Origin of the sequence: Acinetobacter sichuanensis, assembly GCF_003024515.2 — a bacterium.
GTDB classification, from domain to species: Bacteria; Pseudomonadota; Gammaproteobacteria; order Pseudomonadales; family Moraxellaceae; genus Acinetobacter; species Acinetobacter sichuanensis.
This window is the reverse complement of sequence record NZ_PYIX02000031.1, coordinates 22270-44711: the sequence shown is the minus strand read 5'-3', so window position 1 is coordinate 44711 and position 22442 is coordinate 22270. Positions and strand designations below refer to the sequence as shown.

The window sequence follows — 22442 nt, the reverse complement described above, 5'->3', positions numbered from 1 at the left end:
AGCCGCCTTGTAGCTAGGTGGGGTTTGGTTTGTTGTCTAAAAGGAGTTAGATATGTCTACCAATGTGATTGTTTCCAAAGAAATTGGAAAAGTAACTTATACAGAAGAAGAAGTTCAGGTTTATAAAAAAGTGATTTGGAAATTAATCCCTTTTTTATGTTTTTGCTATATCGCTGCATATTTAGACCGTATTAATGTCGGTTTAGCTAAATTACATATGCTCAGTGATGTGCATTTAAGTGAAGCTGCATTTGGGTTAGGTGCAGGTTTATTTTTTGTTGGATATATTATTTTTGAAGTACCTAGTAATTTAGTCATGGAAAAAGTTGGAGCAAAGGTCTGGATTGCTCGAATTATGATTACATGGGGGATTTTGTCTGGTTTAACGATGTTTGTAACTACACCGATGCAATTTTATATTTTACGATTTTTGCTTGGGGCGGCAGAAGCAGGGTTTTTACCAGGAGTTTTGTATTACTTAACAACATGGTTTCCAACATATTATCGTGGGAAAATTATTGCACTTTTTCTGATCGGTTTACCTTTAGCGGTCATTATTGGTAGCCCATTATCTGGTTGGATTATGCAAACTTTTGACTCAGTACATGGGTTGGCAGGTTGGCAATGGCTTTTCTTTTTAGAGGCAATTCCAAGTGTTTTGTTAGGCATATTAACACTCAAAGTTTTACCTAACCATTTTTCAAAGGCAAAATGGCTGAATGAACAAGAAAAATCAATTATTGAAAATAATTTAAAAAAGGATTTGGAAGGAAATACTTCTGCAAAAGAAAAGCATAGTTTTAAAGATGGATTTTTTAATCTTAATGTTCTGAAGTTAGGTGTTATTAATTTTTCAATGTTGCTTTGCACATATTCTATGGGGTTCTGGTTACCGACCTTTATCAAAAGTGCGGGCATGGATAATTTACTTCACATTGGTTTTGTTGTCGCTATTCCAAGTGTGATTGGTTTAATTGCAATGTTACTGATTGGGCGTAGTTCAGACAAATATAGAGAACGCCGTTGGCACTTAATTATTCCTTTTGTATTTGGTTCTATTGCACTGTTTTTAACGCATATGTTTAGTGGAAATATCACCATGACCGTTGTGTTGTTTTCGATCGCAGCAATAGCAACAACGGGAACAATTCCTGTGTTTTTTAGTCTCCCAGCAACTTTTTTGTCTGGAACAGCAGCAGCAACTGGATTTGCATTAGCATGTTCGATCGCCAATCTTGCGGGTCTAGTGAGTAACACATTGGTGGGTTATGCAATCCAGATTACAGGAAAACCTGAAGGTGCGTTGATGGTTTTTGCTGGGTTCTTATTGCTCAGTTGTTTGATTGTTTTGTCCTTACCTAAGTCATTGGTCAATAAATAATTTAAATATTTTATTAAACAAATAAGCCATTTAGGTTATTTGTTGAGGGGAAGTTTATGTCTAAAAAAAGTTATTTGGCTTTGTCGATTGGATGTTTGATCTCAGTTTCTGTATATGCTGAGGTACAGGGTTCACCATTTAAGTGGCAAACAGAAGATGGAGCTCAGTCATTAGAATTAGGCGGGTTTGTACGAGCAAATTATCGTGATGAGCATTGGGAAAGCCAAAATAATGGAAAAGTACTATTTGATAATGCGCGCTTAAATGTAAAAGCCAAATATAATCAATTCTACTTAGATACGAGTTATGCATTTCAGGATGATCATAAGCGATCAATTGAACATGCTTTTGTTGGCTATAAACCCAATCAGAATAATGATATCCAAGCAGGGATTATTTATAAGCCTTTTGCAATTTATCCATTTCCTGAGCATGCATGGACATTTCAAATTCCATTTTTCTTAGGTTTTGCCGATAGTGTAGCACCAGGCATTAGTTGGAAAAATTATAGTGATGCGTATGATTTAACACTTGCCTATATGCCAATCATGAGCAACGGTAGCATTCGTTATGCCCCTGAAGCAGGTTCGGCAGATGAGTTGGATTTTGTACTACCGAATCAACAGCAGTATTTAAATGAAAAACGTAACCAAGTGAACATCCGAGTTGCTAAGAAATTTGATTATGAGTTTGGAAAGCAAGAGTTCGGATTTAGTAGCGCATATTCTCAATTACATAATAAAGAAACGGATAAAGACGGGCATTATTATGCATTGGGTTTGCATGCGTTGAATAACTATGGCAAATGGGATTTTCAGACTTCAGCGATTCACTATCAATATGATGCTAAAAATCCAGATGGCGTAGATGGCGATAAAATTCTGATGCAGTCTAATGGATTAACACCAGCTTACTTTGTTGCTTCCGAAGGAACGATTGGTATTTTTAATATTGGCTATACGCAACCTGTAACGACTAAGTTCTTCCCAAATTTAAAATCTGTAAAATTTTATAATGATTATAGTATCTTATGGAAAGATCGTTCGGATTGGTCAGATTCACAAATGGACACTTTTGGCATACAGTTTAATGCAATGCCATTTTTAATTTGGGTTGATGGGAGTGTGGGTAAAAATGTCAATGTGCTTGGTGGTGCAAAAAATTCAACGGGCTATACCTCTGCCAACTCTGATTATAGTGATGAGTGGAAGTTCAGATGGAATATTAACATCGGCTACAATTTTTAAAATTTAAGGATCGAATTTATGGAACTACAGCCAAATAATGATGTCGAAAAGATTATTTTAGATCGTCATTCTGTGAGAGCATTTACAACTCAAGACGTGAGTCGAGACACGATCCAAGATATCTTAAGTAAAGCATCATTTGCACCTTCTGGCACGAATACTCAACCTTGGAAAGTTTATGTTGTACAAGGAAATAAAAAGTGTCAAATCACAGCGCAGGTTGTAGCTTCTGTAAATTCAGTATATCAAGGACAGGTGGATAAAAAGTCTTTTCAAGCCCCTTATTTGTATTATTCAGAACAATGGTTTGAACCCTATTTAAGTCGGCGCCGTGAGAATGGTTGGTCAATGTATAAACTCCTCGGAATTGCCAAAGGAGACAAAAGTGCAATGCATGAACAACAACTGCGAAATTTTAAATTTTTTGATGCACCTGTAGGGCTATTTTTTACTACACACAAAGCGCTAGAAGCGGGTGCAAAAATGGCAATCGCAATGCTGATGCAAAACATAATGTTGATAGCAAAAGCACAAGGTTTAGATACGTGTCCGCAAGCCTCTTGGAATGATTATCACCAAATCATCATGCCAATTTTAGGTGCAAGTGATGAGGAAGTTTTTATTTGTGGCATGTCTTTAGGTTATGCTGATTTAAGCAGTGAGATTAATCGCTTAAGAACACCTAGAGAGCCTATTAATAACTTTGTACAGTTTTTTGATTAATCATCTGAAATATTTTAAATACTCAGATTTTTTAGTTTTTGTGGTGGAAGATGATTTTCTACATAAGAAAGCGGTCTATAAACTTTTTAATCATAGAGAATATAGACGTGCTTCTGCCACTAATAAACATTCGTAAAATTTTATTCCATTGTATTTTCTTTGGGTTTTTTATTGTTTAGCTAAGATTTTCTACAAATTTTATTGCAATAGAAATTTTAAAAATCTCTCTTATTAATTTTGTAAAAATAACTCGATTATGATTTATCATATCAATTCGATTGATATCGTATTTCGATAAGCCTTTTTTATGTCGCAACTTTCTCTCCATTTTCAACAGAACCAGTTTTGTGTTTTGGTTGAATACTTAACGTCTTTCAATGAAAAATTTTCTGTGAAAACATCATTTGCGGGTTATCCGAGTCTGATGACATTCGCTGACCGTGTACATTCGGATCATGATATTGCGCCACTTGAAGCAAGTCAGCATTATCCTGATACGATAGATAAAGTGCTACATTTTGCAGGAAAGGGACGAGATATTCAGGACTTTGAGCAGTTTCTTCAGCATGCTCAAGCAGCCAATATCCAAAATTTATTATTATTAACAGGTGATAAATTAAAAAATCATCATGATGGGCAAGATGAAAGTGAACGTACCCGATATCTAGAGTCAGTCAATAGCATCATGGCGGCTAAAAAATATGGTGGTTTTACAATAGGAGTCGCTTTTAATCCCTTTAAATATGCTGAAGCTGAACGTGATGCACAATATTTAAAACTACATAAAAAGATTAAAGCTGGTGCTGATTTTATTATTACGCAGTTAGGCTACGATATTACAGCATTAAAACAAAGTAAGAATTTTTTAAAGCATTGTCATTACACACAAAAAATACTGGCATGTGTAATGCCTCTTAATTTGGCACGTGCTCAATTTATGCTGAAAAATAATGTTGCAGGTATTGTCATTACACCTCATATGTTGAAAATCTTAGCAGATGAAAAACAAACAGGACAGAGTGAAAGAATGTATTTACGCTGTGCTTTACAGATTTTAATGTGTAAGCATTTGGGTTTTGCAGGTGTTCATTTGTCTGCGTGTCATAAAGCAGAAGAACAAATATTGCTTGAAAGTTATATAGAACAATATCGTCATTTAGCATTAGATGAGTTAGAGCGACTGTGGAATTCACTTTGGCAAATCAAAACAGGTCAAGAGTTTATTCCCAAGTTAGCTTATTTTTCTCGTCAGCCAACATCAAGTCAAATGATTAAATATCAACAATTACACTTAATGCATGATGCTTTATTTGATTCTAAACTGGCTAAAGGCGTTGGAAAATTTATTTTTAAAGCCTCATTTTGGGAAAATAAACCCATATCTAAAGCATTATTAAAAACGGAATTTCTCAGTAAACATCGTGTCGTTGGATGTGAAAGTTGTGGTCAGTGTCGTTTAGGGGATACCTTGTATATTTGCCCTGAAACTTGTCCAAAAGGTCTAGCCAATGGACCTTGTGGAGGAACGAATTTAGATCGTTGTGAGTTTGGTGATCGTGAATGTATCCATTCAATTAAAGCCAGATTAGCAAAGGCGGTGCAACAGACCCAAGTTTTAAAAGATAAATTAATTCCAACTGTGCCCTTAGATAGACGTGGAACAAGTTCTTGGAAAAATTGGTATTTGGCAACAGAAGCTGAGTTGTATTGATTGAGTGCATTGTCAGGGCTTTTGACTTCTGTCTTTAGCCCGAAATTTTCGATATAAGTGATAAATCGCATAAGAAATAAAATGTTATTTTGAAGATATTTAATTTTTAAAAGATGAGAAGCTTGATGTTTTTTCAGCTTATGATGAGTTAAATTCACGATTGGTTAAAATTTGTTTTTTCATCATCATAGCTTGATTGGCTATTTTTATATTTTTGATATTCGATTTTTTTTTTGCTTGTTTATAGCTCTTTTAAAAAAATAAAAATTTATTAAATATATGATAATAATATATTTTTAATCATTTAAAAGTGTTTTTCTCTAAATGCTTATTTCAATTATTTTTTTGCAATATTAGACAAATGATAAGGGAAAAATCACTAAACATGAATTTAGCTCAGTTTGTGATTAAATTAAATCATTTTTATTCATCTTTGTGTTCGGTTATCTTAGCTTCATTGAAAAAATTTAGTCTTTTTAGAAATTAAGTTGGCGGATACCATGAGTAATACATTTGCATGTTCGATTAAACGCATACGTTTTGATGAAAATTATGAACCAGCGGATAACACACGTTTAACAACTAATTTTGCTAATTTAGCACGTGGAGCGCATCGTCAAGAAAATTTGCGTAATACGCTGAATATGATTAATAACCGTTTTAATGCATTGGCGAATTGGGATAATCCTAAAGGTGATCGTTATTCACTTGAAATTGATATTATTTCTGCAGAAATTGATATTGAAGGAAATGGAAATACATTCCCATTTATTGAAACGTTGAAGAGTACAATTGTAGACCATCATACTAACCAACGTATTGATGGCATGATTGGTAATAGTTTTTCATCTTATGTACGTGATTATGACTTTAGTGTCGTGTTATTAGAAAAAGGCTTCACAACAGGTGAAAAGCCAGAAAAATTTGGCGATTTACACGGAAAATTGTATCAGCATCTTGTAAATTCTGAAGTATTCCAAGCTGAATTTAATAAAAAGCCTGTGATTTGTCTCAGTGTTTCAACCAGTAAAACCTATTACCGTACAACAAATGTACATCCTGTCTTAGGTGTGGAATATAAAAATGATGATGCTTCACGTACCGATGATTATTTTAACAAAATGGGTTTAACGGTTCGTTACTTTATGCCTAAAAATGCTGTTGCACCTTTAGCATTTTATTTTAGTGGTGATTTACTACGTGATTACACAGATTTTGAGTTAATCAGTGCGATTAGTACGATGGAAACATTCCAAAAGATTTATCGTCCAGAAATTTACAATGCAAATTCAACAGCAGCCGCACAGTATCAACCAAGCTTGAAATACCAAGATTACTCATTGACACGAATTGTTTATGACCGTGAAGAGCGTAGCCAATTGGCAGTTAAACAAGGTAAATGGACAGAAGAGAATTTCATTAAGCCATATCAAAAAGTGCTTGAACAGTGGGCTGAAAACTATGCTGTAGACATTGATACTCGCTCAACACACGCAGCTTAATGACTCATTAAGCACTGAATACTTAATTTAATAGATATCAAGATAGAAGATTAGACATGGCAATTTTATTACCAACATCAACAGCAGGCAGCTTACCTAAACCTTCTTGGCTTGCAGAGCCAGAAAAACTTTGGTCACCTTGGAAGCTAGAAGGTGAACAACTACTCGAAGCAAAACAAGATGCTTTAAGTTTGTCATTACATGAGCAATTACTTGCAGGTATTGACATTGTGAGCGATGGCGAGCAAACACGTCAACATTTTGTGACGACGTTTATTGAACATCTTGAAGGTGTGGATTTTGAAAAGCGTGAAACAGTACGTATCCGAAATCGTTATGACGCAAGTGTTCCATCAGTTGTTGGAGCAGTAGCACGTAAAAAACCTGTATTTGTTGAAGATGCAAAATTTTTACGCAGCCAAACCAATCAACCAATTAAATGGGCTTTACCTGGTCCAATGACTATGATTGATACCTTATATGATGGTCATTATAAAAGTCGTGAAAAACTTGCATGGGAATTTGCCAAAATTCTTAATCAAGAAGCTTTAGAGCTACAAGCCGCAGGTGTTGATATTATTCAGTTTGATGAGCCAGCGTTTAATGTGTTCTTTGATGAAGTGAATGATTGGGGCGTAGCAACTTTAGAGCGCGCACTTGAAGGTTTAACATGTGAAACGGCTGTACATATTTGTTATGGCTATGGCATCAAAGCCAATACAGATTGGAAAAAGACTTTAGGTTCAGAATGGCGCCAATATGAAGAGGCATTTCCAAAGCTACAAAAGTCTAAACTCGATATTATTTCATTAGAATGTCAAAATTCGCGTGTACCTATGGACTTGATTGAACTGATTCGTGGCAAAAAAGTCATGGTGGGTGCAATTGATGTTGCAACAAATACAGTAGAAACTGCTGAAGAAGTTGCGGATACATTAAGAAAAGCATTGCAATTTGTTGATGCAGATAAACTTTATCCGTCAACAAACTGTGGTATGGCACCACTTTCACGTGAAGTTGCACGTGGTAAATTAAATGCTCTAAGTGCAGGTGCAGAAATTGTGCGTAAAGAGTTATCTGCATAATCTCTGATTTTGTAAGGTAAAAGAGTTACGGTTCGCATGTGTTTAGATCAAATATATTGGACTGTAACTCTGCCTTTTATATTGTGGCAAACTCATTCTCTTGTTCGTACATATTCAGATGAATGCCCTTGTGATGATTTTTATTGATATCTAAATCACAAGATAAAACGACGATTTAATTTTGGAACCAAATCATGATTCAATCAACAGACTTTAAAAATGCAATGTCTTTACTCACCAGTGCAGTCAATGTGGTGACGACATCAGGAATGTCTGGTCGTTATGGCTTTACGGCATCTGCAGTATGTAGCGTGACAGATACACCACCAACTTTGTTGGTATGTATGAATCAAGCATCAAGTTCACATGCACACTTTATTGAAAACAAAGTTTTAACGGTAAATGTACTGGCTGCACAGCATGAACATCTTTCTACAGCATTTTCAACGAAAATGACGACTGAAGAGCGTTTTAAACATGCGAAATGGACTGAGTTAGAAACAGGTTCTCCTGTTTTGGAAGATGCCTTAGTCAGCTTTGATTGTGAGATTGAACAAATTCAGGCAGTAGGAACACATAGTATTTTCATGTGTCGTGTGGTGGCTATTCAACAAAGTCAGCAGGATGAAAGCTTAGTATATTTTAATCGTGCTTATCATACTGTTGGGCAAGTAGAAATTGCCTAAGCTTTTTGTTTTTGCTTTTTATTTTTAATATTAAATTTTAAAGTAAGTGTGTTGTGGAATTAATTATTTTTTTAGTCATTGGCGCGTTCGCTGGATTTGCTGCGGGTCTATTTGGTGTGGGTGGTGGAACGATTATTGTACCACTCCTATATATTGTTTTTACGCAAATGGGTTATAGCCCAGATGTGATTATGCATCTTGCATTAGGCACATCATTGGCAACGATTGTGGTGACCTCCATTAGCTCATTGATGGCACATCATAAAAATGGTGCAGTGATTTGGTCTGTATTTAAAAATCTTGCGCCACCTATGGCAATCGGATGTTTTGCAGGAGCAGGGATAGCAGGATGGCTTTCAGGTATTCATCTTCAGTTAATCGTTGGAATTTTTTTACTTTGGGTTGCCTATACCATGTTTACTGGAGCAAAAAAACAGGTTGATCCGAGTAAAGCATTGCCATCAACAAGTAAGCAAATTATGGCAGGTTCTGGTATTGGAATCGCTTCAGCTATTTTTGGTATTGGTGGCGGCAGCTTAACAGTACCTTACTTGACGCATTATGGTGTGGTGATGCAAAAGGCTGTGGGGACTTCAGCAGCATGTGGTTTACCCATTGCAATTGCAGGCGCACTAGGCTTTATGTTCTTTGGTATGAAAGAACAAATTGATGTACCAAATACAATAGGCTTTATTCATGTTTATGCTTTTATTGGTATTAGCTTGATGAGCTTTTTTACAGCAAAATTTGGCGCCAAAGCTGCACATGCTTTATCACCAGCAGTATTGAAAAAATGTTTTGCAGTTTTATTATTGTGTATAGGAAGTTTTTTCCTGATTAAAAGCTTGCTGTAAATGATAAAAGGCATAAATTTTTTCTTTAGATGACTATATTTTAGCTTTAAATTTGTTAAATACTTCGTCTAATATTCATTTGGTTTAAGCAGATTTTAACTGAGTAACTGATGTTACGCAGTAACTCTAAAATTAAACTTTGGAACTAGAAAAATGTGGATACACGGAAACGTCATCCGCAACGTGTTTGAGGCAGGACTACTTTGGGTAGAAATGTTTCTGCGATGTATTTATCAATTTGCGGTGGTCGACGAGTTTTGCGGATGACAATGGTTTTGCCTACTTTTGCCGAAACAAAAGTAGGTCGAGCCGAAGGCTAATCCCAAATTTCAACTTTAGATGTAAGATCCCGCGTCGTGTAAATTTAGCTTTTGCTTTTTTCAGTTATTTAATTTGAATCCAATGCGTAACATCAGTGAGTAAGATTTAAAATCTGCTTAAAGATATACACAAAAATAAACTTATTTATTCCAAATAAAAGGTGATTTTTTCTGTTCTTCCTCATCTGATGGATCTAAAGAAATCGCTGTCCGATCTTTAAACATACAAATTGAGATCAATGCAATCAGTGAAACAATAGTTAAATAAGCACTGACCAGTAATACGCCATTGGATTTAGTAATTAATGTCGCTGCAATTAACGGTGCAAAAGCCCCTCCAAGAATTGATCCTATTGCATAAGTAATTGAAATACCAGAAAAGCGAATAGACGCAGGAAATAATTCTGAATAGAAAACTGCCTGTACACCGTAGGTAATGCCTATGCCCATCGACAATAATGCCAATCCAAGCATAATGTAAATATAGCTACCCGTGCTGATGAGAGGGAATAATAGCAGTGCAGTCAGTACTTGAACGATCGAACCAAAGATATAGATAGGTTTACGTCCATATTTATCAGAAAGAACTGCAGATAGCCAAGTAAAGAATGTCCAAATAATTGCGGAAACACTCACTAAAGCCATGATGGTTGGGCGATCTAAGTTTAAACCTGTAGGATTTGTAGTAAAGCTTTGTACAAAACCACCAGCAGTCATATAGCCAAGCGCTGTAGTGCCTGCGATTAGTAAAGCTGAACTAAAAACCACTTTTTTGTATTGACTAAAAAGTTCACGGATCGGTTTTTGATTTGTTCCTTTTTGTTTGAGCTCCTCAAAAATCGGGCTTTCTTCTACAGAGCGACGAATCCAATAACCAAGACCAAACAGTACAATACTCATTAAAAATGGAACGCGCCAGCCCCATTGCATAAATTCATCTCCAGGAGAAACAAATCCTGTCATGATGACTAAAACCAATGATGCAAGTAGTAAACCAAGAGGTACGCCTAATTGAGGAAATGAACTAAATAAACCGCGTTTTTTTGTAGGAGCATGTTCTACTGCCATGAGTACAGCACCGCCCCATTCTCCACCTGCTGATATTCCTTGTAAGATACGTAATAAAATCAATAAAATTGGAGCTGCTATTCCGATACTGTCATAAGTTGGCAGTAAGCCGATCACCGTTGTGGTACCTCCCATCATGATGAGCGTAATTGCAAGTACCATTTTACGGCCAAATTTATCTCCAAAATATCCAGCAATAAATGCTCCAAATGGTCTAAAAATAAAACTAATACCAATGGATGCAAATACAAGCAAAGTTGCAAATGCAGGACCTGCAGGTTTGAAAAATAATTGGTTAAATACTAAGCCTGCGACTGCTGCGTAAATAAAATAATCATACCACTCAATAGTCGTGCCAATGATGGTTGCCATTGCGATTTTTTTGGTGCGAGATGTTTGTGATACATCTCTTAATAGTTCAGGGGACACTGTCCCTATGTGTGCCTTTTCCATCGTATTTCCTTTTACAATTTTTTGTTCATTATCACGACGATATTGAATGATTGTTTTGTCGTGATCGTTTCCTTTACATAGTTTGTACGTTAACTATATCAATGAGTATGAATTATTTTTTTAAAAAGAGATACATTAATTTTTTATTTTTTAATAAAGAGTATCTTTTTATTATTTCAATGTAATGTTTAACTGCTATTTTTTATTTAAATAATTGTTAAAATTTATGATTTTATAGAATTTTTCGTGTTTTGGGTTTTAATTTTTATATATTAAATGATTTTAAAATAATTAAAAATATTTTAAAATAATTAAAAATATTTTAAAATGTATCATATTTTGAGGGTTTTTAATGGGTGAGAAAAAGCGAGCAGGTGATTAGACTCACTCGCTTCGCTGTATTGATCATCTTTGTCTGCTACAAAATAAATAACAAGAATCTAGCGTATTGTTAAGCGGCTGTATGCTGTAAAGATGTTGTGATGACATGACTCCCAGTAGATTGCAACACGTGTTCCAGTGTTATGCCATCTGCGAGTTCCACCAGATGTATACCATCAGGTTTAACATCAAAAACACCATAATTACTAATGATACGGCTGACTACGCCTACGCCTGTTAATGGGAGAGTACATTGATCTAAAATTTTAGGCATACCAAGCTTATTACAATGTTGCATCAGTACAACGATCTTTTTTACTCCTGCAACTAAATCCATTGCACCTCCCATTCCTTTGACTTTTTGACCTGGGATCATCCAATTTGCAATATCACCAGTTTTAGAAACTTCCATTGCACCTAAAATTGCAATATCGACATGTCCGCCACGAATCATAGCAAAGGAGTCTGAGCTTGAAAAAAATGAAGCGCCTGCTCGAGTTGTAATGGTTTGTTTACCAGCATTGATTAAATCAGCATCTACTTCTTCTTCAATAGGATATTCTCCAATGCCCAATAAACCATTTTCCGATTGAAGCCATACATACAAATCATTAGGAATGTAATTTGCAACTAAGGTGGGCAAACCGATGCCTAAATTAACATAGTCACCATCTTTGAGTTCTAATGCTGCACGTTGTGCCATTTGTTCTTGTGTCCAAGCCATGGTTGTACTCCTTTAGGCTGCGGGTTTTACCGTGCGAATCTCTATATGTTTATTTGGCTGTGCATTGACCACAATACGATCTACATAAATGCCTGCAAGGTGAATATCATCTGGATCAATTTCACCAATTTCAACCAATTCTTCTACTTCAACAACGGTAAATTTAGCTGACATCGCACAGTCGGGATTAATATTTCGTGCCGTTTTACGAAAGACTAAATTGCCTGCCTTATCTGCTTTGTAAGCTTTAATTAAAGCAAGATCAGCATGTAAAGCTGTTTCTAAAAGATAGTTTTGACCATTAAAATTTCTGACTTCTTTACCTTCTTGAACAGCCGTGCCTACTCCTGTTTTGGTGTAAAAAGCTGGAATACCTGCACCTGCTGCACGTAATTTTTCAGCTAATGTGCCTTGAGGGGTGAGTTCGACCTCTAGTTCACCACTTAAATATTGACGTTCAAATTCTTTATTTCCGCCAATATAAGAGGAAATCATTTTTTTAACCTGATGTGATTCAAGAAGTAAACTTAATCCAATACCATCAATTCCTGCATTGTTACTAATACAAGTCAGTTGCTGAGCTTGTGTATCTCTTAATGTTTCAATGAGCATTTCAGGGATGCCACACAGCCCAAAACCACCCACTGCAATGAGCATGTTGTCTTGTACAATATCAAACAAAGCGGTCTGGCTGTCTGGGTAGACTTTATTCATTTTTAAATCCTTCTGTGCTGCTCCAAAATCCATATTTGGAAGGATGTTTTTCTCAAAGTTGCTTTGAACTCAATACTCTTTTCCTTTTCAGGATAGAGCACTAAGTTTCATAAAAAGGAATGAATTTATATCAAAGCACCCTCATGCTAGCCCTTCTCCCAGTGGGAGAAGGGCTAACCAATATTTATATTTTAGTCACGATTGACGAGGGTTAAGATGTCATAGGTTGCAACCAACTCATTACGTTGATTTTTGACTTTAATGTCCCAAACCACTACACCATGCGGTTTTTGTTCAGGATCACGCAATGGTTTTGGGGTCTTTTGCTTACAAGTCAACTCAACTTGAATGGTGTCACCAATTTTTACAGGTTCAACAAAGCGAAGATTATCCATACCGTAGTTGGCAATGACAGGGCCAGGGGCTGCATCAACAAATAAACCAGCAGCAGCAGACACAATGAAATAACCATGTGCAACACGATCACCAAATAAAGAGTTGGCAGCAGCAATTTTATCCATATGTGCGTAAAAATGATCGCCACTTAAACAGGCAAAATTAACAATGTCAGCCTCAGTTACGGTACGACGTGCTGTTAATAAGCGTTCTCCGATACGAAGTTCATCAAATGATTTTTTAAAAGGGTGGACACGATCTTCAAAAACTTCTGAACCAATGGTCCAACTATGTCCAATTTGGGTCATGGCTTTAGGTGAACCCTGAATCGCAGTACGTTGCATATAATGTTTCACTGCACGTAAACCACCTAATTCTTCTCCACCACCTGCACGACCAGGTCCACCATGTACAAGCAGAGGAAGTGGTGAACCATGTCCTGTACTTTCTTTCGCATTTTCACTGTCTAATACATGCACACGACCATGCCATGGCGCAATTTTGGCAATGATTTTTTCAATATTTTCGTCAGCATTACGTACAATAGATGCGACAAGGCTCCCTTCACCTTTGGCAACTAATGTTGCTAGCTCGTTCAGTGTGTCATAAGGCATGAGTGTGACAACAGGACCAAATGCTTCAATTTGGTGAATGGCTTGGGCTGTATTAGGTGATTTGCAGACCAAAACAGTCGGTGGATAAAATGCACCTTTTTCAGGGTATTCAGCCTCAATTTTAAAATCATCACGCAAATGACTACCAAATACAATCTCAGCATTTTGGCTTAATTGTTCAACTTTTTCAGCGACATCATGTTTTTGCTTAATGCTTGCCAACGCACCCATCGTAACATTTTCAAGTTCAGGATTTCCGACAACGACTTTTTGTAATTTAGCAATTAAGCGCGTTTGTACTGTATCCAATAAACTATGTGGTACAAAGGCACGGCGAATGGCTGTACATTTTTGTCCTGCTTTGGTGGTCATTTCACGGAATATTTCACGAACAAACAAATCAATAGTTTCATCAGAAGCATGTTCAGTTAAAATTGCGCTATTGACAGAATCTGCTTCCATACTAAATGGAATTGAATATTGGTTGAGATGAGGATGTGCGCGAAGTTTTTGCCCTGTAGTGGCTGAGCCTGTAAACGTCACGGTATCTTGTGGATTAAGGTGTTCAAACAAATCATAAGTCTGACCACAAATCAGTTGTAAAGCACCCTCAGGTAAAAAACCACTTGCTAAAATGTCTTTGACAACAGCATGCGTCATCTCTGCACCTTCAGTGGCAGGTTTGACAATACACGGTACGCCTGCCAAAAGTGTTGGTGCAATTTTTTCTAGCATTCCCCAAATTGGAAAATTGAATGCATCAATATGTACAGCAACACCTGCTTTAGGACTAAGAATATGCTTTGCACCAAATGTGCCATTTTTAGACAATGGAATCCAACTGTCTTCGACTAAAGCTGTTTCATCGCTGAGTTCACGGCGAACAAGGCTAGAATAAGCGAACAATGTTCCAATTCCACCTTCCACATCAATCCATGCATCTTTACGCGTACAACCCGTTGCTTTGGCTAAGGCATAATAGTGTTCTTTGCGTTCGAGCAAATATTGTGCCACCTGTTTTAAAGCATTTGCACGTTCATGAAAAGTTAAATGAGCAATCGCTGAACCTTTGGTTTTGGCATACTGAATAATGGCTTTGGTATCAATACCGTGGCTACTGACCTGATAAATTGCCTGACCCGAAATAGCATGATAAACCGTGCGAAAATCTTGAGCAGCCGTATATTCCTGACCATAGACCAATGAGCTTAATGACTTTATGGACAATGTTTGTGCTGCAACGTTGACTGATTCATGTTCTGTAGGATTTATTCCCGTATCTAACTCAAGCATTGAAAAACTCCTTTTATGATACGCTTTGTGAAATATTTTGCTTTTAATGATTCATAATTTGTTCTTAAATTTTAAAATTGTCAAATATTTTTATGATAAAAAATAATTTAATGATTTTTATTAAAATAAATAAATATAAAAAACAATAATTTATAAAATTTTAACAATAAAATAATTATGATACGAAAAATTAATCTTGATTTTTATATTGTATCGTTTTAACTTAAATGCATAAACACTTGGGATAAGTGAGGACACAATGAATAATCATCAACAACAGTTTGACCAATCCATCGAAAAGGATATTTCGATAGAACCAAAAGACTGGATGCCAGATGCATATCGTAAAACCTTAATTCGTCAAATTGGACAACATGCACATTCAGAAGTAATAGGAATGTTGCCAGAAGGAAATTGGATCACTCGTGCACCAAGCTTAAAACGTAAAGCGGTGTTGTTGGCTAAAGTTCAAGATGAAGCAGGGCATGGATTGTATTTGTATAGTGCTGCTGAAACGCTAGGCGCAGATCGTGATGACATGATGGATAAGCTTATTTCTGGGCGTATGAAATATTCATCTATTTTCAATTATCCAACCTTAACTTGGGCAGATGTCGCTGCGATTGGTTGGTTGGTTGATGGTGCTGCGATTGTCAATCAGGTTGCTTTATGCCGTACTTCATATGGACCTTATGCACGCGCTATGGTGCGAGTTTGTAAAGAAGAAAGTTTCCATCAGCGTCAAGGCTTTGAAGCCATGATGCAACTCGCCAACGGTACACCTGAACAAAAACAGTTGGCGCAAGATGCTGTGAATCGTTTTTGGTGGCCTGTGCAAATGATGTTTGGTCCAAGTGATGACAATTCACCAAACAGTGCACAAAGCATGCAATGGAAAATCAAATTATTTAGTAACGATGCACTACGCCAAAAATTTGTTGATAACACTGTGCCACAAGTACACATGCTCGGTCTGACAGTGCCTGATCCTGACTTACGTTTTAATGAAGAAACAGGGCATTACGAGTCTGGAGCAATTAATTGGGATGAGTTCAATGACATCCTTGCAGGTAAAGGTCCATGCAACCACGAACGCATAGAAGCTCGTCGTAAAGCATGGGAAGGTGGAAAATGGGTGCGTGATACAGCAGCAGTTTATGCACAAAAACAGCAGGCTGAACAAACCGAAAAAGTCGCTTAATTTAAAGCGTATTGGTTAATTTTAGCTTTTATACAGGTTTAATTTTCAGGAAGGATTCTCTCATGAACAATAAAAATAACTGGTCGTTATTTGAAGTATTTGTACGTAGTAAACAAGGTTTAAGCCATCGTCATGTGGGTAGTTTACGTGCACCAGATGCTGAGATTGCTTTGCAAAACGCGCGTGATGTTTATACACGTCGTAATGAAGGGATCAGTATTTGGGTAGTGAAATCTGAGTTAATTACTTCTTCACAACCTGATGAAAAAGATCAATTTTTTGACCCTGCATTAGACAAGGTTTATCGTCATCCAACTTTTTACCATATCCCTGATGGCATTGAGCATATGTAAGGAGTTAGATCAATGAATCATTCTGTATTTTCTCAATTTCTATTGCATTTAGCGGATAGCCAACTGATTTTGTCGCATCGTTTGGCTGAGTGGTGCGGTCATGCACCTGAACTAGAGTTGGATATTGCACTTGCCAATATCGGTTTGGATTTATTGGGTCAAGCCCGTACTTTACTCAGTTTAGCTGGTGAAGTTGAAGGTCTAGGGCGTGATGAAGACCAATTGGCATTTTTACGTACAGAGCGTGAATATCGCAATTTATTGTTGTGTGAACAACCGAATGGCGACTTTGCACAAACCATGGTACGACAATGGTTAATGGATCATTACCATAATTTATTATTTACTGCTTTAACGACAAGTAGCCATAATCAACTTCGTGCATTTGCAGTTAAGTCTTTGCGTGAAGTGAAATATCACTTACGTTTTTCAACGGCTTGGATGGAACGTTTAAGTTTAGGGACTGAAGAAGCACATCAAAAAACACAACAAGCCTTAAATGAATTATGGCGTTTTACCCAAGAATTATTCGTATTAACGACAGATGAAAAACAATTAATTGAGAGCCACATTATTACAGATTTAGAAACATTGAAAGAGCAATGGTTAATCGATGTAAATGCTGAATTAAAGCGCTTTGAATTAAGTTTACCTGAAACAGGGGCTTATCGTTCAGGTGCTAAACAAGGTTTACACACAGAACACTTGGGTTTTGTTTTAGCTGAAATTCAATATATGCAACGGGCTTATCCAAATATGGCTTGGTAAAGGTATTTCACAAGGAGTGAACCACATGAATTTAATTCGACATTGTACTGATGAATGTTGGGACGTTTTGCAGCATATTTCTGATCCCGAAATTCCAGTGTTATCTGTTGTTGATTTAGGCATGATTCGTGGCGTGGAATTGAATACACAAAATGAACTTGTGGTTCGCTTGACGCCAACTTATAGCGGTTGTCCTGCAACAGATGTTCTTAAAGATGAAATTGAACAAGCATTTACTCAAAAAGGATTAACACCTGTCCAAGTTGTTGTGGATTTATCTGAAGCATGGACAACCGATTGGATGAGCCAAAACGGTAAAGATAAATTGAAACAGTATGGCATTGCACCACCTCAGGGTGAAGCACATAGCTGTGGAACACATGTTGCGCTGATTGATGGCATTGAATGTCCACATTGCCATAGCCTACAGACCAAATTATTAAGCGAATTTAGTTCGACTGCATGCAAAGCCTTATACAAATGCCAAGACTGCTTAGAACCATTTGACTATTTTAAATGTATTTAAGGCATTTATAGGTTAAAGCCAAATATTGATGGTGGTGAGTTCAGTCAATGATTGAACAAATACTAAAAATCTCCCCTAACCCCTCTTTTAAAAAGAGGGGGAGTACCGAAACTAAAATAACTTTAGTCATGGAAAACTCCCTCCTTTAAAAAAGGAGGGTTGGGGTGGATTTAAAAATACTGAATGCATCAACATCTAAACAGAAAGAGGGATTTTCAAATGAGTCAATTTATACCATTAACCATAAAATCAATTACGCCTCAAACTGAGCAGGCGATTTGTATTGCATTTGATCTCGCACCTGAACAGCAAGACCGTTTTAAATATCAGGCAGGACAGCATTTAACCATTCGTCATATGACAGAACATGGTGAATTACGCCGTTGTTACTCAATTTGTAGTGATATGCAAGAAGATATCAGTATTGCCATTAAAAAAATTGATCAAGGTGAGTTTTCAACATGGGCAAATGACAATCTAAAAGCAGGTGATCAGCTTGAAGTGATGCCACCACAAGGCGTGTTCTTCCAAAAAGCAGCCAAAGTTGGCGGGAAAAATTATCTTGGTTTTGCTGCGGGAAGCGGTATTACGCCGATTTTATCCATTGTAAAAACTGTACTTGCACAACAACCAGACTCGAGTTTTACCTTAATTTATGGCAACCGTTCATGGAAACAAACCATGTTTTCTGAACAGATTATGGACTTAAAAGATCGTTTTAAAGAACGTTTTCAATTGGTTAATATATTTTCACGTGAAATGAATGACAGTGCGTTATTTAATGGTCGTATTGATGCTGAGAAATTACAGTTGTTATTTAAAGCTGATTTAATTCATGCAAATTTCGATCACTGTTTTGCTTGTGGTCCTGATGAAATGATGGATGCTATCGAAAAAGTATTGCCTAAGCTTGGTATTGAACGTAGCAAAATTCACACTGAACGTTTTAACACTGGTAGCACCAAAAGAATAAGTGCTGAACAAATTGATCGTCGTCAGGAAGAAAGGGTCAATATTATTCTTGATGGTCGTGAGTTGATCATTGATGTGTCAAAAGAAGATGACAGCATTTTGGATGCAGCTTTACGTGCAGGTGCAGATTTGCCTTATGCCTGTAAAGGTGGCGTATGTGCAACGTGTAAATGTAAGGTACTTGAAGGTCAAGTCGAAATGGCAATTAACTATAGCCTTGAACCTGAAGAAGTTGAAAAAGGTTATGTTTTAAGTTGTCAGGCACGTCCAACAACACCCAATGTTCGATTAAGTTTTGATGAATAACTTGAAAATAATTGAATCAATGGGAGGCATGAGATGGCGTTATTAAAAAGCACAGTCGTAAAATCAGGGGTGATGCTGATAGAGCTGAATCGACCTGAAAAGCGTAATGCATTGAATAATGCAACTTTAATAGAATTATCAGAATTATTGCAAAAATTGGATATAGATCCCCATGTTCGCAGCGTTGTCATTACAGGAAATTTGCAATGCTTCGCGGCAGGAGCAGACTTAAATGAACTCGCTGCGTTGGATGTGGTATCCATTCAACAAGATCCACGTCCTAAATTGTGGAAGAAAATAGACGAATTTTCAAAACCTCTGATTATGGCAGTCAATGGTTTTGCCTTTGGTGCAGGTTTCGAGTTGGCATTGCATGGTGACATTGTGTTAACAGGTGAAAATGCACAATTTGCACTGCCTGAAATTGGTTTAGGGATGTTACCTGGTGCAGGTGGCACGCAACGTTTAGCGCGTTTGGTAGGGCAACAGTTAGCCATGCGTTGGGCAATGACAGGCGAGCGAGTGACTGCACAAACTGCGTTGCAATATGGCATTAGCAGTCAAGTTTGTCCCACTGCTTTGACGGTAGAGTACGCGATTGAACTTGCAGAAAAAATTGCTCGCCAAGCACCCCTTGCGATTGCAGTCATTAAGCAATCTTTAAAATCAATTCATGAAGTAACGTTAAGCCAAGGTTTAAAGCAAGAACGTCAACATTTTGTCTGGCTTGCAGCAACTCAAGATCGCCAAGAAGGCATCAAAGCATTTTTTGAAAAAAGACAACCCGAATTTAGAGGTGTGTGATGGATTACCAAACAATTATTGCTGAAGAAAAAAATGCAGTGGGTTATTTAACATTTAATCGCCCAAAACAGCTCAACAGTTTTAACGAAATGATGCATAAAGAAGTATCAAGTGTACTTAAAACTTGGGCAAAAGATTCAAATATCCGTACAGTGGTGATTTCGGCTGAAGGACGAGGATTTTGTGCAGGGCAAGACTTAGGTGATCGTGTTGTAGACCCTCATGCAGATGCACCTGATTTAGGACTTTCGATAGAAACTTACTATAACCCTTTGATTAAATTGATTACTGAAATGCCAAAACCTGTGATCTGTGCAGTGAATGGTGTTGCGGCAGGTGCAGGTGCCAATATTGCTTTAGCATGTGACATTGTAATTGCTGCAAAATCTGCATCATTTATTCAGGCATTTTGTCGTTTAGGCTTAGTTCCTGATTCTGGCGGCACGTGGTTTTTACCGCGTTTGGTGGGTCGTGCTCAAGCGATGGGTTTGGCAATGCTTGGCGATAAAATTGCAGCAGAGCAAGCAGTAGAGTTGGGCATGATTTGGCAGTGTGTTGAAGATGATCAGTTAAAAGCTGAAGCTGAAAAAATGGCAGAACATCTTGCTAAACAACCCACTTTTGGCTTGTCATTAATTAAAAAAGCGATTCATGCAGCCGCAGATAATAACTTAGATGATCAACTGATTTTAGAACGTGATTTACAACGTTTAGCAGGTCGTTCAAGTGATTATAAAGAAGGTGTACAAGCATTTATGCAAAAACGTACCCCTGAATTTAAAGGATGCTAAAAATGAAAATATTCAATTTACAGCAGGCAAAAGTTGCTGTGATTGGTGCAGGAACGATGGGAATCGGAATAGCACAATTAGCAGCAATGAATGGTCATACTACTTATATATTTGATTTGGACATTGAAAAAACCAAAACTGCATTTTCACAACTCAGAATCCAGCTTGAAAAACGCGTGCAATTGGGAAAAATGACTCAAGCATCCGTTGATACAACATTGGGTAATATTCAGGTCGTTGCAGATTTACAGCAGTTAGCAAATGCCGATTTGATTATTGAAGCTGTGGTGGAAAAGAAAGAAGTCAAACAAAGTTTATTTCAACAACTTGCTGAAATTTGTTCGAAAACTACCATTTTTGCTTCAAATACCTCTTCGATCTCAATCACAGCAATTGCATCTGGTATTTCTCAGTCTGAACGTGTTGTTGGATTACATTTTTTTAATCCAGCACCAGTCATGAAGTTAGTTGAAATCGTAAAAGGATTAAAGACTTTACCTGAGATTGCAGAAGCGCTCGCTGTCTTGATGCAAAGCTGGCATAAAGTTCCTGTCATGGCGAAGTCTACACCAGGATTTATTGTCAACCGTGTTGCACGCCCCTACTATGCTGAAGCTTTTCGAGCATTACAGGAAAATGTGAGCTCACCTGAACAACTTGATTTTATCTTACGTGAGTGTGGTGGTTTTGCCATGGGCGCTTGTGAATTAACCGATTTAATTGGGCAAGATGTAAACTTCTCTGTGACACAAAGCGTATATCAGGAATTTTTCTATGAACCACGTTATCGTCCATCTTTAGTTCAAAAAGAATTGGTTGATGCAGGTTGTTATGGTCGTAAAAGCAGTCAAGGCTTTTATGATTATCGTCAAGAAAAACGTAGACCTGAATATATTTTACCTGCATTAAAACCTGAACTCAGCACGAGCGTTAAAGTGCAAATTTCAGGACAATGGTTACACGATACAGGACTTATTCAGCGACTCAAAAATACTTCAAGTGTCAATTCTGTGCAGATCCAATCAGAAATAGACAAAATTCTGATTGATGACATGGCAGTGATGTTGACGCAAGGTCAATCAGTGATGATTGAATATCCACAAGAAAAAGTGGTTTTGATGGATTGGTTAGCAAATGCCACGACAGCAAAAGCAGTGGTGCTAACCGCATCTCCGCGCTGTACAACTGCTGATTGTGACAAAGTCAGCCAATTATTTGCAGCATTGGGGGTGACAAGTATCTGGGTGAAAGATCATCCTGCATTATTTGTAATGCGTAGCATCGCAATGTTGGTCAATGAAGCATGTGAAGCTGTATTACATGGTATTGCGACTGAACAAGATATTGATGCTGCAATGAAATATGGTGTGAATTATCCGCAAGGTCCATTTCAATGGGCAGCACAAATCGGGGCGACTCAGATTTTAACAACGCTTGAAAATCTATACCGTCTTTATGGCGAAGAACGTTATCGTCCAAGTCTGTATTTACGTAAAAAAGTGGCGCTTCAATCTGTGAAAAAATCACAAGATGTTGAAACACAAACATTAAAACAAGCAGGTTAAGGAG

Annotated in this window: 20 protein-coding genes; 16 read left to right on the top strand and 4 right to left on the bottom strand. The window is 37.1% G+C overall.

Annotation, left to right across the window (positions count from 1 at the left end; all coding sequences use genetic code 11):
* The first annotated feature begins 52 nt into the window (after positions 1 to 52).
* The 8 genes from C9E89_RS15975 (at position 53) to C9E89_RS15940 (ending at position 9189) form a co-directional block, all read left to right on the top strand.
* Entirely contained in the window at positions 53 to 1381 is a 1329-nt protein-coding gene (locus C9E89_RS15975) for an MFS transporter (RefSeq protein ID WP_107009334.1), read from the top strand.
* Positions 1382 to 1437: 56 nt separating this feature from the next.
* Positions 1438 to 2628: a hypothetical protein gene (locus C9E89_RS15970; RefSeq protein WP_107009333.1), complete on the top strand. Its 1191-nt coding sequence runs from the start codon at positions 1438 to 1440 to the stop codon at positions 2626 to 2628.
* A gap of 18 nt (positions 2629 to 2646) precedes the next feature.
* On the top strand, positions 2647 to 3351 hold the full coding sequence (locus tag C9E89_RS15965; RefSeq protein ID WP_107009332.1) for a nitroreductase: 705 nt from the start codon (positions 2647 to 2649) through the stop codon (positions 3349 to 3351).
* 307 nt (positions 3352 to 3658) lie between these two features.
* Entirely contained in the window at positions 3659 to 5062 is a 1404-nt protein-coding gene (locus C9E89_RS15960) for a methylenetetrahydrofolate reductase C-terminal domain-containing protein (protein WP_107009331.1), read from the top strand.
* 500 nt (positions 5063 to 5562) lie between these two features.
* Entirely contained in the window at positions 5563 to 6564 is a 1002-nt protein-coding gene (locus tag C9E89_RS15955; RefSeq protein WP_107009330.1) for a DUF1852 domain-containing protein, read from the top strand.
* Between the two features lie 56 nt (positions 6565 to 6620).
* Positions 6621 to 7649: a methionine synthase gene (locus C9E89_RS15950; RefSeq protein WP_107009329.1), complete on the top strand. Its 1029-nt coding sequence runs from the start codon at positions 6621 to 6623 to the stop codon at positions 7647 to 7649.
* 194 nt (positions 7650 to 7843) lie between these two features.
* Positions 7844 to 8335, top strand: coding sequence for a flavin reductase (locus tag C9E89_RS15945; RefSeq protein WP_107009328.1), 492 nt, complete (start codon positions 7844 to 7846; stop codon positions 8333 to 8335).
* A 53-nt stretch (positions 8336 to 8388) separates the two neighbouring features.
* Positions 8389 to 9189, top strand: coding sequence for a sulfite exporter TauE/SafE family protein (locus tag C9E89_RS15940; RefSeq protein WP_107009327.1), 801 nt, complete (start codon positions 8389 to 8391; stop codon positions 9187 to 9189).
* Positions 9190 to 9650: 461 nt separating this feature from the next.
* On the opposite strand, the gene C9E89_RS15935 is transcribed toward C9E89_RS15940, so the two are convergent.
* The 4 genes from C9E89_RS15935 to paaZ all read right to left on the bottom strand — a co-directional run bounded on the left by C9E89_RS15935 (position 9651) and on the right by paaZ (position 15152).
* Positions 9651 to 11030: an MFS transporter gene (locus C9E89_RS15935; RefSeq protein WP_107009326.1), complete on the bottom strand. Its 1380-nt coding sequence runs from the start codon at positions 11028 to 11030 to the stop codon at positions 9651 to 9653.
* Between the two features lie 451 nt (positions 11031 to 11481).
* The gene (locus C9E89_RS15930) at positions 11482 to 12135 is read right to left on the bottom strand and encodes a 3-oxoacid CoA-transferase subunit B (protein ID WP_107009325.1); all 654 of its coding nucleotides are present in this window, start codon (positions 12133 to 12135) and stop codon (positions 11482 to 11484) included.
* Between the two features lie 12 nt (positions 12136 to 12147).
* Positions 12148 to 12849: a CoA transferase subunit A gene (locus tag C9E89_RS15925; RefSeq protein ID WP_107009341.1), complete on the bottom strand. Its 702-nt coding sequence runs from the start codon at positions 12847 to 12849 to the stop codon at positions 12148 to 12150.
* 191 nt (positions 12850 to 13040) lie between these two features.
* A complete protein-coding gene (gene paaZ, locus C9E89_RS15920) occupies positions 13041 to 15152 on the bottom strand; it encodes a phenylacetic acid degradation bifunctional protein PaaZ (protein WP_107009324.1) in 2112 nt (703 codons plus the stop codon).
* A 259-nt stretch (positions 15153 to 15411) separates the two neighbouring features.
* Here paaZ and paaA point away from each other — a divergent pair, with 259 nt between their 5' ends.
* The 8 genes from paaA (at position 15412) to C9E89_RS15880 (ending at position 22438) form a co-directional block, all read left to right on the top strand.
* Entirely contained in the window at positions 15412 to 16353 is a 942-nt protein-coding gene (gene paaA / locus C9E89_RS15915; RefSeq protein ID WP_107009323.1) for a 1,2-phenylacetyl-CoA epoxidase subunit PaaA, read from the top strand.
* Between the two features lie 62 nt (positions 16354 to 16415).
* Entirely contained in the window at positions 16416 to 16706 is a 291-nt protein-coding gene (gene paaB, locus C9E89_RS15910) for a 1,2-phenylacetyl-CoA epoxidase subunit PaaB (RefSeq protein ID WP_107009322.1), read from the top strand.
* 12 nt (positions 16707 to 16718) lie between these two features.
* Complete coding sequence (gene paaC, locus C9E89_RS15905; RefSeq protein ID WP_107009321.1) at positions 16719 to 17474, top strand: 1,2-phenylacetyl-CoA epoxidase subunit PaaC; 756 nt, start codon at positions 16719 to 16721, stop codon at positions 17472 to 17474.
* Between the two features lie 25 nt (positions 17475 to 17499).
* Positions 17500 to 18000 (top strand): 1,2-phenylacetyl-CoA epoxidase subunit PaaD, encoded by a 501-nt coding sequence (gene paaD, locus C9E89_RS15900; RefSeq protein ID WP_107009320.1) that lies wholly within the window; start codon positions 17500 to 17502, stop codon positions 17998 to 18000.
* A 219-nt stretch (positions 18001 to 18219) separates the two neighbouring features.
* Entirely contained in the window at positions 18220 to 19278 is a 1059-nt protein-coding gene (paaE, locus tag C9E89_RS15895) for a 1,2-phenylacetyl-CoA epoxidase subunit PaaE (RefSeq protein ID WP_107009319.1), read from the top strand.
* Between the two features lie 33 nt (positions 19279 to 19311).
* The gene (locus tag C9E89_RS15890) at positions 19312 to 20082 is read left to right on the top strand and encodes an enoyl-CoA hydratase-related protein (RefSeq protein WP_107009318.1); all 771 of its coding nucleotides are present in this window, start codon (positions 19312 to 19314) and stop codon (positions 20080 to 20082) included.
* Entirely contained in the window at positions 20082 to 20873 is a 792-nt protein-coding gene (gene paaG, locus C9E89_RS15885; RefSeq protein WP_107009317.1) for a 2-(1,2-epoxy-1,2-dihydrophenyl)acetyl-CoA isomerase PaaG, read from the top strand. The genes C9E89_RS15890 and paaG overlap by 1 nt, the downstream gene beginning before the upstream one ends.
* 2 nt (positions 20874 to 20875) lie before the next feature.
* The gene (locus C9E89_RS15880; protein WP_107009316.1) at positions 20876 to 22438 is read left to right on the top strand and encodes a 3-hydroxyacyl-CoA dehydrogenase; all 1563 of its coding nucleotides are present in this window, start codon (positions 20876 to 20878) and stop codon (positions 22436 to 22438) included.
* Positions 22439 to 22442: the final 4 nt, after the last annotated feature.